Source organism: Xanthomonas sp. NCPPB 1325 (genome assembly GCF_041477645.2).
GTDB lineage: Bacteria > Pseudomonadota > Gammaproteobacteria > Xanthomonadales > Xanthomonadaceae > Xanthomonas > Xanthomonas cannabis.
Map to the genome: position 1 here is coordinate 3,590,611 of NZ_CM192985.1, position 16,633 is coordinate 3,607,243.

Consider the following 16,633-nt stretch of genomic DNA (forward strand, 5'->3'; position numbering starts at 1 on the left):
GGCGGTGCGCGCCTGATCGGTACGCGCACGGTGCCGCGCTGCGGATGGGGTGACGGTGCTGCCCGGCGCGCAATGCGAACGGGCCGCCGCCGCGCATGCCGTCGATCGGCGTGAAGCTACCCGGCGCGCAGATTCCAGCGTGGTGCCCAGCGCATCGCCGAGTGCCAGGCCGAGCAGGCACCTGCGAAAACGGCTGCGTTATGCAGCGTCGGTCATGGCGTCGCGCCGGCCGCCTTGGCGGCGCGGGCGGCCTGTTGCTCGACCAGGGTGAGTGCGACGTTGTCGCGCAGGTAAGCCGGCTCCACCCGCTCCGGCGCCACGCCTTCGCCGCGCCGCAACGCCGGCACCGCGAGCGTGAGCAGATCGGCCGCACGTGGCAGCGCGGTGGCATCGACACTGGTCAGGCAGGCCGCAAAACGCTGTTGCAGCAGTGCGTCGGCCGCGGCGAAACCGGTGCCGACACCGGCCATGCGCGCGGCGCTGTCGGGCAGCACGAGCGCGTCCGGTGCGCACACCACTTCCGGCGCCAGTTCCAGCAAGGTGTCGCCGCTGCGCGCAAACACGCCGGCATACACCTCGCCCATGCGCGCGTCGATGCAGGCCAGCACATGGGGTGCATCGGCCGGCGCGCGCAACGCCAGCACCTGCAGCGTGGAGATGGCCAGCACTGGCAGATCCAGCGCCAGGGCGATGCCTTGCGCGATGCCGATCGCCAGACGCACGCCGGTGAACGCACCGGGACCACGGCCCACTGCAATCGCATCGAGCTGGCGGCGCGCGATACCTGCCTCGGCCAACAGCTGCTCGGCCCACGGCAGTGCCAGTTCGGCATGGCGGCGTGGCGCCAGTTCAAAACGCTCGATCACGCGGCCATCCACATGTAGCGCAACGGAGCAGGCTTCGGTGGACGTTTCGAATGCGAGGATGTTCATGGGAGAGCCGGAACCGGGGACCCGGGACTGGGAACCCGGAAAGGGGCAAAGTTTAACTGATCGATTCGAGGGGCCGGGACCGTGCCCGCGCGTGCCAACCGATCCATGCGGTACTTGTGCGCAAGCGACTGCGCGGCCCACCGGCAACGCGACATCCGCGACGGCCATTGCACATCGATGCGGCATTCGCGGCTGCCTCTGCGTACTTCGCTCTGTGCCTAGCCGGGTTCCCGGCGAGTCGCGGCTTGCAGATCGCACCGCGCCGGCAACCCAGCAACCCGACACATGCGACGGCCACCACCAGCGCGCCCTGCGTTTATCCGGGTTCCTGGTCCCCAGTCCCCGGTCCCGCCCCTTGCGGCTCAAAAAACGCCTGCACGTCGGCAATCTCGCGCGTGCGCGCAAACGGCGGCAGCGACTTCATGAAGGTGCGTCCGTAGCTCTTGTTCACCAGCCGCGGGTCGCACAGCACCAGCACGCCGCGGTCGGTTTCGCTGCGAATCAAGCGGCCCACACCCTGCTTGAGCGCGATCACCGCCTGCGGCAGTTGCTCGTCGCGGAACGGGTTGCCGCCGTCGCGGCGGATCGCATCCAGGCGCGCTTCGAACACCGGATCGTCCGGTGCGGCGAACGGCAGCTTGTCGATCACCACCACGCTCAAGGCATCGCCGACCACGTCCACGCCCTCGCGGAAACTGGCCGAGCCCAGCAGCACGCCGTTGCCGGAATCGCGGAAGCGCTGCAGCAAGGTTGCGCGCGGCGCTTCGCCCTGCACGAACAACGGCCACGGCGCGCCACGCAAGGCCTCGGCCGCTTCGCGCAGCGCGCGATGCGAGGCGAACAACAAGAACGCACGGCCGTTGGATGCTTCCAGCACCGGCGTCAGTGCCGCGATCAAGGCAGTGCCAAAACCACGCGCGGCCGGGTCGGGCAGATTCGGCGGCAGATAGCACAGCGCCTGGCGCGCCCAGTCGAAGGGACTGGGCTGCAGCAGGGTCACCGGGTCGCTCAGGCCCAGCCCTAGCGCAATGTGGTCGAACTCCCCGCCCACCGCCAGCGTGGCCGAGGTGAACACCCACGCCGCGTGCGATTTTTCACGGTGTTCGCGCAGCGGGCCGGAGACGTCCAGCGGTGTGCGCTGGCAACGGAATCCGCGCGGACTCAGTTCGTACCAGAGCACATCGTTGTCGACCGTCTCTTCCGGCGGATCCTGCGCAAAATCGGGGATCGGCACATCCTCGCCCAGCCAGCGCGACAACCGGTTCAAGGCCTCCTGCGCACGCGCCGTGCAGCCATCGAAACCCGGCGACGCCTGGCGCAGCGGCAGCAGCGCCTCTCCCAACCGCGCCAGGGCCGACAGCACCGCATCGAAGCCTTCGCGCACCTGCGGCTTGGCCAGTGCACGCCATTGCGTGCCACGTGGCGGCAGCCCCTCCATGCCGGCACGCAGCGCGCGCAAGGCCTCGTCCAGCGCCAGGATCGGTGCCTGCAGGCTGGCTTGCGCGCCGGCCACCAGCCGCGCTTCCACCATGCAATCGCGCGCCAGCTCCTGCCACGGCCGCATGCCGAAACTTTCGCCGAAGAAATTGGCCGCCAGCTCTGGCAGTTGGTGCGCCTCGTCGATGACGAAGGCTTGCGCGCCCGGCAGGATTTCGCCGAAACCTTCCTGTTTGAGCGCCAGATCGGCCAGCAGCAGATGGTGGTTGACCACCACCAGATCGGCCGCCTGCGCGCGCTGACGGGCCTGCACCACGAAGCACTCGCCGTAGAACGGGCATTCGGTGCCCAGGCAGTTGTCGACGGTGGAGGTCACCATCGGCAGCAGCGGCGAGTCGTCCGGCAAGGCTTCGAGCTCGGCCATGTCGCCGTACTGGGTGCGCCCGCTCCAGGCCACGATGCGCTGGAACTGCGATACCTGCTCGGGCGTGGCAAAGCGCGGCTCACCCCGCGCCTGCTGGGTGCGGTACTTGCACAGATAATTGGCGCGGCCCTTCAACAACGCACTGCGCAGCCCGACACCCAGTGCGGCACGCACGCGCGGCAGATCGCGATGGAACAGCTGATCCTGCAGCGCACGCGTACCGGTGGAGACGATGGTCTTGAGCCCGGACAACAGCGCAGGCACCAGATACGCGTATGTCTTGCCGGTGCCGGTGCCGGCCTCGGCCAGCAATACATCGCGCTGCTCGAAGGCCTCGGCAATGGCGCCGGTCAGGCGTAACTGCGCCGTGCGCGGCGCAAACGCATCGAGCTGACGCGCCAGCGCCCCGCCCTCGCTGAGCGCCTCGATGCTGGCAGTGACAAGTTGGGACATGGGACCGAACGAAGAGCGGACAGGAAGCACGACAGCCTAGCGCGTGCGCAGTGATGCTGCCTGGGTCCGGCTTGCAGCAGCCGGCAAACACGTCATCGCAGCGAGGAGACTACGGTGGACGCGGGGCGCATCGGCTTCGTGATTGCGCCATGCCAGCGACAGCGGGCGATGATTGCCAGCAAGGTTCAGGCGCCTTTCGATGCCGGACCACGCGATGGCGCTTGCGTCATCCGCGTGGTCCGACAGGCTGTTGCACCTTCGTTGCTACAGATGCCCCGCCCCATCCAGGCATTTCAGACCAGGACCAAGGAGGCCGAGGGCGCTCGTCTTGCGTTGTGCTGCGCAGGCTGGCCCACGAACCGACGCTGCCCACCCGCAGGAGGCAGCCGACCGAGCCGGTCGCGCTGCTGGCAGCATGACCGCGAGCGTGCGCACTCAGTAACGCTTGACGCCCGGCACGGTGCAGCCGGCGATCTGCGCCTTGGCGGAGGCTGCATTTTCCTTTTCGCCCCGTGCCAGCCGCGACTGCTCGATGGTGGCCCAATGGCGACGGCACAGCGGGCCGGTCTTGGAGCCAAGCGCGATCGCCTGCTTGGCGAAGCGCTCGGCGGCAGGCCAGTCGGCCTGCAGCACGGACACTTCCGCGCGCTCCTGCAGGATCGCCGGGTCGCCGGACACCAGTCCCAGCGCCTGATCCAGCGCGGCTGCCGCGCCGGGCAGATCGCCGGCCTGGCGCTTGCTCTTGGCGGTCTCGCGCAGATCGTCCACCTGCGGGTCGCGCAGCGGCTGCACCGACAGTTCGGTGTCGTCCATACCGGCCTCGCGTTCGATCAGCAACAACCGCTGGGTCGGGGTGGTCGGGTCCACCGGGGCCGGCGGCGGAGGCGGCGGCGCGCTGACGCAGGCGGTGACTGCGGTCAACACGCCAACCAGGGCAAGCAAGCGGTGGATTCGGATCATGGGGTCACTCCAGTCAATGCGCGGGTGGGGCCGTGGCAGGTGCGGGGGCGGGTTCTTCGGGCTTCTTCTCCAGACCGAAGAAGCGGCGCCAGCCGCCACCGCTGGATTGCTCGGCGGGCGCGGTGGCCTCACCGGGAACGCCCTCGATCGACGGCGCATTGCCGGCGCAGGGAGCATACGCGGGCGTGAAGCCAACCACGAACGGGAACTGCCGCGCGCCGGGGCAGCCAGCGTCGGTCACGCCGGTCCCGGCGGCATCGACCGGCTGCCAGTCCAGCCCCTTGCCGCTGACCTTGAGCGGCGCGCTGGGCAGGCGCGCGAAGATGCTCGACCACACCCGCATCGCACCGGTAGCGCCGTACAGGCCGGTCTGCTCGTTCTGGTCGTTGCCCATCCAGATCACCGCCAGATGATCGCCGGTGTAGCCGGCATACCAGCTGTCGCGGCCATCGTTGGAGGTACCGGTCTTGCCGGCCGGCGACAGCCGCCCCAGCCCGTCGCTCAGCAACTGACGCGCGGTGCCGCCGCTGACCACCTGCTGCAGCGCGATGCTGATCAGGTTGGCCGCCACCGAATCGCCTTCCTGTGCCGGTGCCGGGGTCTTGTCATAGCGCTTGAGCAGCTTGCCCTGCGGGTCGAGCACGCCACGCACCGCATGCAGCGGCTGGATCTCGCCGCCGGCGGCCAGGAACTGGTACAGCTGCGCCATGCCGTACGGGCTCTGGTCGGTAGCGCCCAGGATCAGCGACGGATTGGGGTCGGCCTTGATCCCGGCCAGCACCTGGATCAGCTGGGCGATGCGGTCGGCACCGACCTGCATGCCCACCCGCACCGTGGCCTGGTTGTAGGAATGCGCCAGTGCATCGATCAGCCGTACCGTGCCGTGGCTGCGGTTGTCGGAATTGCCCGGCGACCAGGTCTTGCCGCGGCTGAGCTGCACGGTCACCGGCGAGTCGTCGACCCAGCTGGAGAGCGCCCAGCGATCCGGCGAGGCCAGGGCCAGCAGGTAGACGAACGGCTTGAGCAGCGAGCCGACCTGACGCTGCGCTTCCACCGCGCGATTGAACCCGGGCTTGGCCACGTCGCGGCTGCCGACCACCGCCAGCACGTCACCGTTGTGCACATCGGTCAGCACCAGGCCGGCCTGCAAGGGCGGGCGCTTCTTGTTGTCCAGGCGCTTGATGGTGCCGGTCACCGCGCCTTCGGCATACGCCTGCGCAGACGGCGACATACCGGTGAGCACGCTCATGCCGGCGCCCTGCAGCACGCCTTCCGGGTAGTCGTGCGCCAGCTGGCGGCGCACCAGATCTACATAGGCCGGGAAGCGGTTGGCCGCGACCAGGCCCGGCTCCTGCGGCACGCCCAACGGTGCGGCCAGCGCGCGCTTGTACTCGGCATCGTTGATCAGGCTGTTTTCGTGCAGCTTGCCCAGTACGAAATTACGCCGGTCCAGCGCGCGTTCCGGGTTGCGGCGCGGGTCGTAATACGACGGCCCCTTGACCAGCCCGATCAGCAGGGCGATCTGCTCGGTGGTCATCGAATTCAACTCACGACCGAACCACAGCTCCGCGCCCGACGACACCCCGTGGATGGCTTGCCCGCCACGCTGGCCCAGGTAGACCTGATTGAGATAGGCCTCCAGGATGGTGCGCTTGTCGTAGCGCGCCTCCATGATCACCGCGTACAGGATCTCGTTGAACTTGCGGGTGAGGGTCTGCTCCTTGCCGATGCCGAGCAGGCCGCTGCGGGCCAGCTGCTGGGTCAGGGTGCTGGCGCCCTGCCGCACCTGGCCGCCGGAGCGCAGCATGATCCAGGCCGCACGCACCATGCCGCTGAGATCGATGCCGTGATGGCTGTTGAAGTCGCGGTCTTCCACCGCCTGCAGGCCGGTCACCAGCAACTCCGGCACTTCCTCCATGCGCACCAGGCGGCGCTCTTCCTGCTTCTGTCCGTACAGCGTGGCGATGCGTGCCGGGTCCAGACGTGCGCTCTTGAGCGCCTTGCGGTCGCCGGCATCGCGCAGGCTGGCCACGCGGCCACCGGACAGCGCCACCTCGACACGCCGCGCGGGCACACGTCCGTCCACGTCGACATAGCCGCGGCTGGCGATGGTGAAGCGGCTGCCGTCCTGCTGATAGGTGCCAGCCAGCTTGGCCTGGCCGTCGTCGCGGTACGACGCCGCATCCAGCTCGGTCTTCAAGGTGGCCGCATCCAGCGCATTGCCGGGCGCCAGTACCAACGGCCGCCCGTAAACGCGGGTCGGGATCTGCCAGCGCAGTTCGCCGAACCGTTGGCTGACCTGCTTGTTCAGATACACCGTGTAAGGAATCAGGAAACCGAGCGCCAGCGCGATGCCGGCAAAGCCCCAAACAATCAGTCTGCGCTGCCAGCGGGAGCCTTGCTCGTCGGTGTCGTCCTGGAAATCGTCGGAATCGTCGTGGTCGTAGCGTCGGGGCACGGGAATGCGAGAATGTAGAGTCCGGCGAGTCTAGCGCAGCGGTGTCATGGTTGCGGTTCACCGGGCCTGGCGACTTAAGCGCGGCTAACAAACGCCGACACCTTGCGCTGTGGTCCGGCGATGCTCGGCGCGGCATGGCCCGCTCGGTACACTGCGCGCTCAGGCCCGCCTTGCCCCATCCGGCGACGGCTCGCCCTGTGTCACCCGTCTCTACGCTGGAGTTCCAACGGAATGTCGATGTCCCTGGCCGATGCGCGCTACCTGTTCAATCGCGTGCTTGGCCTGATCCACCGCAGCGTGGCGAGCATGCGCACCCGCGGGTGGCGCGCCACCTGGCAGCGCATTCGCGTGCACACGCAGGCGCCGCCGGTCGCGCTCGGCACCCCGCTCTGGTTGCCGGACGCCACGCCGTTCGACGTATTTGCGGTACCGCACAGCGCCGCACCACGGGTGACGGTGGTGATTCCTGTGTACAACCACATCGTCCATACGCTGGCCTGCCTGCGCGCGCTTGCCGCGCACCCGCCACGGCTCGCCATCGAGATCATCGTGGTGGACGATGGCAGCAGCGATGCCACCGCAGTGCAGTTGCCGCAGATCGAGGGCCTGCACTATCACCTGCGCGCCAGCAACGGCGGTTTCATCGCAGCCTGCAACGATGGCATTGGCCTTGCGCGCGGCGATTACGTGGTGTTGCTCAACAACGACACCATCCCACAGCCCGGCTGGCTGGACCGGCTGATCGCCACGTTCGACCAGCACCCGGCTGCCGGGCTGGTCGGCGCGCAACTCGTGTACCCGGACGGACGCCTGCAGGAATCCGGTGGCGTGGTGTTCGCCGATGGCAGCGCCTGGAGCTACGGCCGCTTCGAATCGGCCGAGGACCCGCGCTACGCCTATGTGCGCGCGATGGACTACTGCTCGGGTGCGGCGATTGCCCTGCCACGCGCGCTGTTGCAGACACTGGGCGGGCTGGATCGCCGCTACATGCCGGCCTACTACGAAGACACCGACCTGGCTTTCGCCGTACGCGCCGCCGGGCATCAGGTGCTGGTGCAACCGGCCAGCGTGGTGGTGCATGACGAAGGCACCAGCAACGGCACCGACACCCGTACCGGGGTCAAGGCCTACCAGGTCCGCAATCAGGCGGTCTTTGCGGACAAATGGCAGCAGGTGCTGACCCGGCAGTTGCCGGTCGGCCGCGTGCCCGGCCCCGCGCAGCTGCATCGCGGGCAGCGCCAGGTACTGATCCTAGACGAATGCGTGCCGCAGCCGGACCGCGACTCCGGCTCGTTGCGGCAGTTCAACCTGATCCGTCTGCTCTGCGAAGAAGGCGCGCACGTGGTGTTCGTGCCGACCCGCCGCGAACATGCCGGACGCCACACCCAGGCGCTGCAGCAGCTGGGCGTGGAGGTCTGGTACGCGCCGTTCCTGGAGGGTATCGGCAGCTGGTTGCGCACGCATGGGTCGCGGTTTGCGGTGGTGCTGCTGGTGCGTCATCACGTGGCGCATGCCTGCCTGCCGTTGCTCAAGCAATACGCGCCCCAGGCACGCACCCTGTTCGATACCGTCGACCTGCATTACCTGCGCGAACGCCGCGGCGCCGAGCTTGCCGGCGATGCCAACCTGCTGCGCAGCGCAGAGCGCACCCGGGTGCGCGAACTGGAGATCATGGCTGCCACCGATGTCACCCTGCTGGTGTCTGCCGCCGAACAGGCGCAGCTGCGCGCGGACGCACCGCAGATCCGCACCGCCCTGCTCTCCAACCTGCATGATGTCGCCGGCAGCGGCCATCGTTTCGAACAACGCCGCGACCTGGTGTTCGTCGGAGGGTTCCGTCACGCGCCGAACGTGGACGCGGTGCAGTGGTTCATCAGCGCCATCTTCCCGCAGGTCCGCGCGCAACTGCCCGGCGTGGTCTTTCATTGCATCGGCGCCGACCTGCCCGAAGCGCTCAAGCTGCTGGCCGACGAGTGCCCGGGAGTGCAGTTGCACGGGCATGTGCCGGACCTGGTGCCGTTCATGGACAGCGCGCGCCTGTCGGTGGCACCGCTGCGCTTTGGCGCAGGCGTCAAGGGCAAGATCAACCTGAGCATGGCGCACGGCCAACCGGTGGTCGGCACCACCTGTGCAGTGGAAGGCATGCACCTGCGCGACGGCGAAGATGTCTGCGTGGCCGACGACGCCGACGCGTTCGCCAGCGCCATCGTGCGGCTGTATCAGGATGCGGCGTTATGGCAGCGCCTGGCGGACAACGGCTTGCGCAACGTGGCCCGGCATTTCTCGCTGGAGGCCGCACGCGACACGGTGCGCGCGTTGTTTATCGCGCCTTGACTGGGCGGTGTCGCGCGTGTCGCCTGGCCGGCCGGGGCTCTGCGGCCGACCTTCACTCACTCCCCACCGATGCACGCCTCAGCGCTGCTCGGCCACCGCCCGCACCCGTCGCGTGAACTCGGCCAGCTCCGGCAAGCCTGGATCCAGCTGATGCGCCTGGTCCTGGGCACGTCGGGCGAACGCTGCATCCTCCTGCCCCAGCCGCTCGCTGCCGACCGCAACCCAGCGTTGCGCCAGGCGCCGACGTGCGCCGGCCAGCGCGTCGCCGTTGGGCGTCAGCGCCTGCCAGGCATCCAGACATCCGCGCGCCGCGCGCAGGCGGTTGTTGCGCAGTTCGTCTTCGAAGCAGCGTTGGCTGGCAGGCACCACCCGCGCGGCCGCCTGCACCACGCGTGGATCGCGCGGCGCCAGCGCCTGTGCCGCGCGCACGGCATCGTATGCACTGGCCCCGGGCGGCGTCATCCACTGCTGGCGTGCTTCGGCGTCGGCCACGCGTTGCAGCAATACGCGCAGGCGGCGCTCGCGCACTGCGCGCGACAGACCGGTCTGCGGGCCGCGTTGCGCATCGCGCGCACGCGCGATCGCCTGCTCGGCCTGCGCGATCGATGCAGCGCCCGGCACCAGGGCCTGCGCCTGTTGCAGCGACTGCAAGGCCTCATCGAAATGGAAATCCGCAGCCTGGCGACCCGCCTGCGCGGCGTATTCGCCGGCCACTCGTTCGAGCCCGCGCTGCGCCCCGGCATCTGCCGGCTCGGCGGCCAGCACCGCGGCAAAATCGCGCGCTGCCGGGGCCAACCGGCCGCGGCGCAGCAAGGTCTGAGCACGTTGACGGCGCTGTTCGAGCAAACGGTGATAGTGCCCCTCGGTCAGCGGCAGGTCGGCATGCCCGGCGTCGTAGCGCTTGGCAGCGGCCAGCAGGGCGGCGGCATCGGCAAGTGCGTCGCGTGCCAGCGCATGGCGCGCCTGCGCCAGCAGATCGGTCAGGGCATCTTCGCGTCCTTCCAGCGCGTCGGTGCGGTCCGGGGCCAGGGTCAGGATGCGCTGGTAAAGCGGCAGCGCGCTGTCGGGGGTTCCATCCAGGCGCCCCTGTTGCTGGGCGACCACCGCCTGTGCGAGCAAGGCATCGAGCCCGGCACGGCGCGCCTGCAGGTCGCGCAGACGCAGCGCGACCGGGGCGGTCTGCGCCTGCGGCACCTCCAGCGCACCTGCCAGTGTCAGCGCGCGCTGCGCGCCGGGCGCATCGCCGGCCGCGATGGCCGCACGTGCCTGCACCACGGCGGCGGCACCGGTACGCGCCAGACCGGTCCGCGCCTCGGTGCGATCGCTGTCCAGCGCGAGCGCAGCGTTGAACAATTCGCGCGCCCCGGTGCCGTCGGCTGCGCTGAGCCGGCCGCGCAGCAAGGCCGCATCGCCGCGTTGCAGCAGCTGCTGGATGCGCGTATCCGGCCACAGCCAGTCGGCAAGCGGCTTGCGCAGCACGATGACGCTGAGGAGCAGGCAGGCGGACAGCGCTAACACCACGCGCCACAGCGCGCGGCTGCGCAACGGCGCCCAGAGGCGGGGCGACCTGGCCCAGCGCGGCAGCGGAAACATGCGGTGGCGTCCATCCTTGGCGCGACCTGACGGGGACGCGTTCACCCGACTATGGTAGCTGCCTGCTGCGAAGACGATGTGCGTTTCGGGAATCGGGAATCGGGAATCGGGAATCGGGAATCGGGAATCGGGAATCGTCAGGCAAACATGGCTGATCGGCTGATGGGCTTTGCAGATCCACGGATAAACGGTCGCGACACGGACAGCATGGCGGCGCAGCGACTTGCACTGCATGACCTCCATCGTCCGCTTGCTGACCATCGATGGATGCCACGGCATGCGCTGTGACGATGACGCTGCTCGTCTGTGCGGCGCCCGTCAAGCGAACGCCACTGCCTTGTTACCCAGCCTCAGCCCAGGCGCCGGACCTCGTTGACGCCGGGCAAGGCGTCCAGCTTGCCGAGCAGGGCCGACAACTGGTCGTAGTCGCTGACCTTGAGCCGCAGCCGCAACTGCGCCCTGCCGGTGTCGCGCACGTTGTCGCTGTTGATCTCCAGCACGTGGGCGTCTTCCTGCGCGATCAGGTTGGTGATGTCCTTGAGCAGCCAACGGCGGTCCACCGCACGCACCTGCACATCCACCTCGTAGCCGCTGCCGGCCTTGCCCCACTCCACCGGCAACACGCGTTGCGGGTGGGCGGCGGCCAGCCGCGCCAATGCCGCACAATCGGTGCGGTGGACGGTGATGCCGCGGCCGCGGGTGAGGTAGCCGGCAATCGGCTCGCCGGCCACCGGCTGGCAGCAGCGCGCCAGCTGCACCAGCAGGTTGCCCACGCCCTGCACGGTGAATTTGGACTTGCCCAATCCATCGCGACGCGCAGTCGGGCGTGGCGGCGCCGGCACCGGCGGTTGCGACGCGGCGCGCTCGGCTTCCAGCAACGCGCGGCTGACCTGGTTGGGGCCGGTATCGCCCAGCGCCACCTGGATATACAACTCGTCGATGTTCTCGGCGTGGAATTTGCGTGCCGCCACGCCCAGATCGGCATGCTGCAGGCCCAGCCGCTTGAGCTCGCGATCGAGCAGATCCTTGCCGGCCTGCACGTTGCGCGCGCGGTCGAGCTTGTGGAACCACGCACGCACCTTGTCGCGCGACCGCCCGCTGGCCAGAAAGCCGTTGGACGCCAGCAGCCAGTCGCGGCGCGGGTCGGCTTCCTTGGCGGTCATGATCTCCACGCGGTCGCCGCTGCGCAGCCGATAGGTCAGCGGCACGATGCGGTCGTTGACGCGCGCGCCGCGGCAGCGATGCCCCACCATGGTGTGCACGTGATACGCAAAGTCCAGCGGCGTGGCGCCCTGTGGCAGATCGATCACCTCGCCCTTGGGGGTCAGCGCGTACACGCGGTCTTCGATCAGCTCGGCATCCAGCGCACCGGCCAGCTCGCCGTGCTCGCCTTCCTGCACCTGCTCCAGCAACTGGCGCATCCACAGGATCTTGCGGTCGAAGGCCTTTTCGGCGCCCTTGCCGCCTTCCTTGTATTTCCAATGCGCGGCCACGCCAAGTTCGGCCTGGGCATGCATCTCGAAGGTACGGATCTGGATTTCGATGGTGCGCCCTTCCGGGCCGACCACGGCGGTGTGCAGCGAGCGGTAGTCGTTGGCCTTGGGACGGGCGATGTAATCGTCGAACTCGCTGGGCACCGGTGCCCACAGCGAATGCACCGCACCCAAGGCCGCGTAGCAGGCCGCCACGTCGTCCACCATCACGCGTACTGCGCGCACGTCATACAACTGGTCGAAGGACAAGCGCTTTTTCTGCATCTTCCGCCAGATGCTGTAGATGTGCTTCGGCCGCCCGCTCACCTCGGCCCGCAGCCCCTGCCCGGCCAACGCGCTGGACAGGCTGCGCTTGACCGCTTCGATATAGCGCTCGCGTGCAACGCGGGTTTCATCCACTTCGCGGGCGATGCGGCGGTAGGTCTCCGGCTCCAGGTGACGGAACGCCAGATCTTCCAGTTCCCACTTCACCTGCCAGATGCCCAGCCGGTTCGCCAGCGGGGCATGGATGTCGCGGGTGAGCTGGGCCAGCGCGCGACGCTGTTCCTCGTTGAGCCGGTCGGCCACGCGCATGCGCGCCAACTGCCGGGCCAGCAGGATCGGCACCACCCGCAGGTCGTGGATGATCGACAGCAACAAGCGGCGCAGGCCCTCGCTGTTGCGCCCGGCCTCGCGCCCGGCATGCAGCGCCCAGACCTGGTCGGCCGCATCCAGGCCATCGAGCAGGCCCTCCACCGCCACGCGCCGCTCCGCCGGTTGCCACGGCAGGGCGGCAACGGTGCCGCGCAACGCCGGCAGGTCGAACAGTAGCGCCGCAATCAGGGTGGCCTCGTCGGCCGCCAGCAGGGCCAGCGCCTCCAGCGTGTCGCCGAGCAGCGACCACGGCACGCTGTCGGCTGGCGCGGGCGGCATGTCCTGCCAGGCCTGCGCAAGCGCGTCCCGCAGGGCGGGTGCGATCGAGGCGACAGCCGGGCGCTGCAGCACTGCCTGCAGGCGTTCAAATGAGGAACTGGTCACAACGGTGGACACGGTGGCGGCAACAACAAGGGGCTGACAGCTACGGTAACGTGCGCGTCACCTTCTCCACAACGCGAAATTTCGGTGCCCGTGCGTTGCCGCACGACCGCCGTGCTTATGGTCGGTTCACGCGCCAACGTCTTGATTCGCAACTGCTCGGCGCAATGCGGCAGGCGCCATCACGGTCCATCTGCGCCGCATCCGCCGCTTTTTACGTGCTCTTTACAACTCGCCCAAATCGGCTGCCTATGCTCCCTGCACGTCGCCGCTGCCGTGCGCAGCGGCGACGTCACTCACCCAACTGCGAGGTAGCCGATGAAGACCTGGAAGAAGCCTGTCGTTCGTGAAGTCAACTGTGGCGCCGAAATCAACTGCTACGTCTCCGGCGAGTTTTGATCCGGCCCGTTTCACACACACCTGCCGCCCTTCCTTCTTGATGCATGTCCGGCAGTTGCCGGCAGATTAGGTAACAGTTCTCCATGCGCATCATTGTTCTGGGATCGGCGGCCGGCGGTGGGCACCCGCAGTGGAATTGCCACACACCCGCCAGCCAACGGGCGTGGCAACAAGCAGACGGTGCCCAACGTCGTACCCAGGCCAGCATCGCCGTCAGTGCAGATGGCCAGCGCTGGGTGCTGATCAACGCCTCTCCTGATTTCCGCCAGCAGATCCTTGCCACGCCCGCGCTATGGCCACAGCAGGGGCTGCGTCACTCGCCGATCGAGGCAGTGCTGCTGACCAGCGGCGAAATCGACCACATCGCCGGGCTACTGTCGATGCGCGAGAGCCAACCATTCTCGTTGCATGCCAGCAGCCGCGTGCTCGACCTGCTGGCACAGAATCCGATCTTCGACGCAGTCAACCCGCACTACGTCACGCGCACGCCCTTCGCGCTCGATACACCCTTACCGCTGCTCGGCCTGCAGCTCACACCGTTCTCGGTGCCGGGCAAGGTGCCGTTGTTCATGGAATCGCGCAGTGGCGGCGACCTGGCCGGCTCCAACGAGGAAACCCTCGGGCTCACCATCGACGATGGCCGGCACCGGGTGCACTACATTCCCGGCTGCGCCGCCATGACCGATGCACTGCGCGCGCGCCTGCAAGGCGCCGAACTCGTGTTCTTCGACGGCACGCTGTGGCGCGACGATGAAATGGTGCAGCTGGGCGTCAGCCAGAAGACCGGCCAGCGCATGGGCCATCTCAGCATCGACGGACCCGCGGGCACCATCGCCGCGTTCGAAGCGCTGAACGTGGCGCGCAAGATCTTCATCCATCTCAACACCACCAATCCCGTGCTCGATATCCACTCCCCGGAGTACGCCAGCGCGCGTGCCAGCGGCTGGGATGTCGCCCACGACGGCCTGGAGATCACGCTGTGACCGCCCTGCTCACCCCCGACCAGCTGGAAGCAGACCTGCGTGCCATCGGAGCACGCCTGTATCACGACCAGCACCCCTTCCACGCGCTGCTGCACGACGGCCAGCTCGATCGCGGCCAGGTGCAGGCGTGGGCCTTGAACCGCTTCGAGTACCAACGCTGCATTCCATTGAAGGACGCTGCGATCCTGGCGCGCATGGAAGACCCGGCGCTGCGGCGCATCTGGCGCCAGCGCATCCTCGATCACGACGGCAATAGCGCGGCCGATGGCGGCATCGCCCGCTGGCTGCATCTGACCGATGCCCTCGGCCTGGACCGCCAGTTGGTGGAATCGGGGCGTGCACTGCTGCCCGGCACCCGCTTTGCGGTGCAGGCGTATCTGCACTTCGTGCGCGAAAAGAGCCTTCTCGAGGCCATCGCATCGTCGCTGACGGAATTGTTCGCGCCCAACATCATCGGCCAGCGCGTGGCCGGCATGCTCACGCATTACGACTTCGTCTCGGCCGAGGCGCTGGCCTACTTCGAGCATCGCCTGACCGAAGCGCCGCGCGATTCGGATTTCGCGCTGGACTACGTCAAGCAGCACGCCGACACCATCGAGAAACAACAGCTGGTCAAGGACGCGCTGCATTTCAAATGCTCGGTGCTCTGGGCGCAGCTGGATGCCTTGCACGTGGCCTATGTTGCGCCCGGCATCGTGTGGCCGGACGCCTTCGTGCCGGCGCGCGACGCTACCCGGGCCGCCGCGTGAGCAGCATCACGCGCGACAGCCAGCCGGTCCTGCGCGCAGGCGTACGTCTGCAGCATGACCGCGCACGCGACCAATGGGTGCTGCTCGCACCCGAACGCGTGGTCGAGCTGGACGAGATCGCCCTGGTGGTGGCGCAGCGCTTCGATGGCGTCCGGTCGCTGGCGCAGATTGCAGTGGAGCTGGCCGCCGAGTTCGACGCCGACGCCACCGAGATCGAAGCCGATGTGATCGAGCTGACGACCACCTTGCATCAGAAGCGTCTGCTGCGGCCATGAACAGCGCACCGCCGCCGTTGTCGGTGCTGCTGGAGCTGACCCATCGCTGCCCGCTGGCGTGCCCGTATTGCTCCAACCCGATTGCACTGGCCGCACTGCGCGAGGAGATGGACACCGCCGGCTGGCGCTCGCTGCTGCAGCAGGCCGCCGACATGGGCGTACTGCAGGCGCATTTTTCCGGAGGCGAGCCGATGCTGCGCAAGGACCTGCCCGAACTGGTGGCGCATGCGCGCGCGCTCGGGCTGTACAGCAACCTGATCACCTCCGGCGTGGCGGGCGGCGAGCCGATGCTGGACCAGCTGCAGGCCGCCGGGCTGGAGCACGTGCAACTGAGCGTGCAGGACGTCGACCCGGCCGGCGCCGACCGCATTGCCGGCTATCGCAACAGCCTGGCGAAGAAACGCGAGTTCGCCAGCGCCGTGCGTGTGCGTGGCCTGCCGCTGACCCTCAACGCGGTGCTGCACCGGCATAACGCCGAGCGCGTGCCCGGCATGATCGCGCTCGCGCTGGAATGGCAGGCCGAGCGTATCGAAGTTGCCCATACCCAGTACTACGGCTGGGGCCTGCGCAATCGTGCGGCGCTGATGCCCAGCCGCGAGCAGTTGATGGCCACCATCGAGGCAGTGGAAACCGCACGCCGCGAACTCGGCGACCGCCTGGCGATCGACTTCGTCACCCCCGACTACTACGCGCGCCAGCCCAAACCCTGCATGGGCGGCTGGGGCCAGCGCTTCGTCAACATCTCCCCGCGCGGGGACGTGCTGCCCTGCCATGCCGCCGAGACCATCGACGGCATGCGCTTCGACAATCTGCGCGAGCGCTCGCTGGCCGATATCTGGAACAACGGCGAGGCGTTCGTGCGCTTCCGTGGCACCGCGTGGATGCCCGAGGTCTGCCAGGGCTGTCCGAAGCGCGAGATCGACTGGGGCGGCTGCCGTTGCCAGGCGCTGGCGCTCAGCGGCGATGCCGCCACGCTGGACCCGGTGTGCGAACGCTCGCCCACCCACGCGCAGGTGCGTGCCACCGCCGAACGCGAAGCCGCCGCGCCAGCGCCGGACTTCGTCTATCGCCGGCCGGCCCGCCCCGCGCGTGCACAACCCGCCACTGCAGGCAGCACGGACTGACCTGC

Annotated in this window: 12 protein-coding genes and 1 pseudogene; 6 read left to right on the forward strand and 7 right to left on the reverse strand. The window is 68.5% G+C overall.

All coding sequences use genetic code 11. The features are described from left to right. Position 1: 1 nt before the first annotated feature. The 5 genes and pseudogenes from ACCQ10_RS15340 to mrcB form a co-directional block, all read right to left on the reverse strand. A pseudogene (locus ACCQ10_RS15340) lies at positions 2-177 on the reverse strand (ADP-ribosylglycohydrolase family protein); the annotation flags it as partial. A 35-nt stretch (positions 178-212) separates the two neighbouring features. Beyond that, the gene (gene tsaB / locus ACCQ10_RS15345; RefSeq protein ID WP_372361162.1) at positions 213-932 is read right to left on the reverse strand and encodes a tRNA (adenosine(37)-N6)-threonylcarbamoyltransferase complex dimerization subunit type 1 TsaB; all 720 of its coding nucleotides are present in this window, start codon (positions 930-932) and stop codon (positions 213-215) included. Between the two features lie 316 nt (positions 933-1,248). Next, positions 1,249-3,246: a DNA repair helicase YoaA gene (gene yoaA, locus ACCQ10_RS15350; RefSeq protein WP_372361163.1), complete on the reverse strand. Its 1,998-nt coding sequence runs from the start codon at positions 3,244-3,246 to the stop codon at positions 1,249-1,251. Between the two features lie 435 nt (positions 3,247-3,681). Continuing rightward, positions 3,682-4,206, reverse strand: a complete 525-nt coding sequence (locus tag ACCQ10_RS15355) for a tetratricopeptide repeat protein (protein ID WP_372361164.1) — start codon at positions 4,204-4,206, stop codon at positions 3,682-3,684. Between the two features lie 13 nt (positions 4,207-4,219). Beyond that, positions 4,220-6,664, reverse strand: coding sequence for a penicillin-binding protein 1B (mrcB, locus tag ACCQ10_RS15360; RefSeq protein WP_372361165.1), 2,445 nt, complete (start codon positions 6,662-6,664; stop codon positions 4,220-4,222). 231 nt (positions 6,665-6,895) lie between these two features. Here mrcB and ACCQ10_RS15365 point away from each other — a divergent pair, with 231 nt between their 5' ends. Continuing rightward, positions 6,896-8,998, forward strand: a complete 2,103-nt coding sequence (locus ACCQ10_RS15365; protein ID WP_372361166.1) for a glycosyltransferase — start codon at positions 6,896-6,898, stop codon at positions 8,996-8,998. Between the two features lie 78 nt (positions 8,999-9,076). Here the strand turns inward: ACCQ10_RS15365 and ACCQ10_RS15370 are convergent, their stop codons facing one another. Together ACCQ10_RS15370 and ACCQ10_RS15375 are read right to left on the reverse strand one after the other, a co-directional pair. Then, complete coding sequence (locus ACCQ10_RS15370) at positions 9,077-10,591, reverse strand: hypothetical protein (protein WP_372361167.1); 1,515 nt, start codon at positions 10,589-10,591, stop codon at positions 9,077-9,079. A gap of 350 nt (positions 10,592-10,941) precedes the next feature. Continuing rightward, positions 10,942-13,101: a RelA/SpoT family protein gene (locus tag ACCQ10_RS15375; protein ID WP_372361168.1), complete on the reverse strand. Its 2,160-nt coding sequence runs from the start codon at positions 13,099-13,101 to the stop codon at positions 10,942-10,944. A 315-nt stretch (positions 13,102-13,416) separates the two neighbouring features. Here ACCQ10_RS15375 and pqqA point away from each other — a divergent pair, with 315 nt between their 5' ends. The 5 genes from pqqA (at position 13,417) to pqqE (ending at position 16,628) form a co-directional block, all read left to right on the forward strand. Then, a complete protein-coding gene (gene pqqA / locus ACCQ10_RS15380; protein ID WP_002812057.1) occupies positions 13,417-13,497 on the forward strand; it encodes a pyrroloquinoline quinone precursor peptide PqqA in 81 nt (26 codons plus the stop codon). Positions 13,498-13,580: 83 nt separating this feature from the next. Next, positions 13,581-14,480, forward strand: coding sequence for a pyrroloquinoline quinone biosynthesis protein PqqB (gene pqqB, locus ACCQ10_RS15385; protein WP_372361169.1), 900 nt, complete (start codon positions 13,581-13,583; stop codon positions 14,478-14,480). Next, positions 14,477-15,229 (forward strand): pyrroloquinoline-quinone synthase PqqC, encoded by a 753-nt coding sequence (pqqC, locus tag ACCQ10_RS15390; RefSeq protein ID WP_372361170.1) that lies wholly within the window; start codon positions 14,477-14,479, stop codon positions 15,227-15,229. Before pqqB ends, pqqC begins: the two co-directional genes overlap by 4 nt. Further along, entirely contained in the window at positions 15,115-15,504 is a 390-nt protein-coding gene (gene pqqD, locus ACCQ10_RS15395; RefSeq protein WP_506191962.1) for a pyrroloquinoline quinone biosynthesis peptide chaperone PqqD, read from the forward strand. The genes pqqC and pqqD overlap by 115 nt, the downstream gene beginning before the upstream one ends. Then, entirely contained in the window at positions 15,501-16,628 is a 1,128-nt protein-coding gene (gene pqqE, locus ACCQ10_RS15400; protein ID WP_184438763.1) for a pyrroloquinoline quinone biosynthesis protein PqqE, read from the forward strand. Before pqqD ends, pqqE begins: the two co-directional genes overlap by 4 nt. Positions 16,629-16,633: the final 5 nt, after the last annotated feature.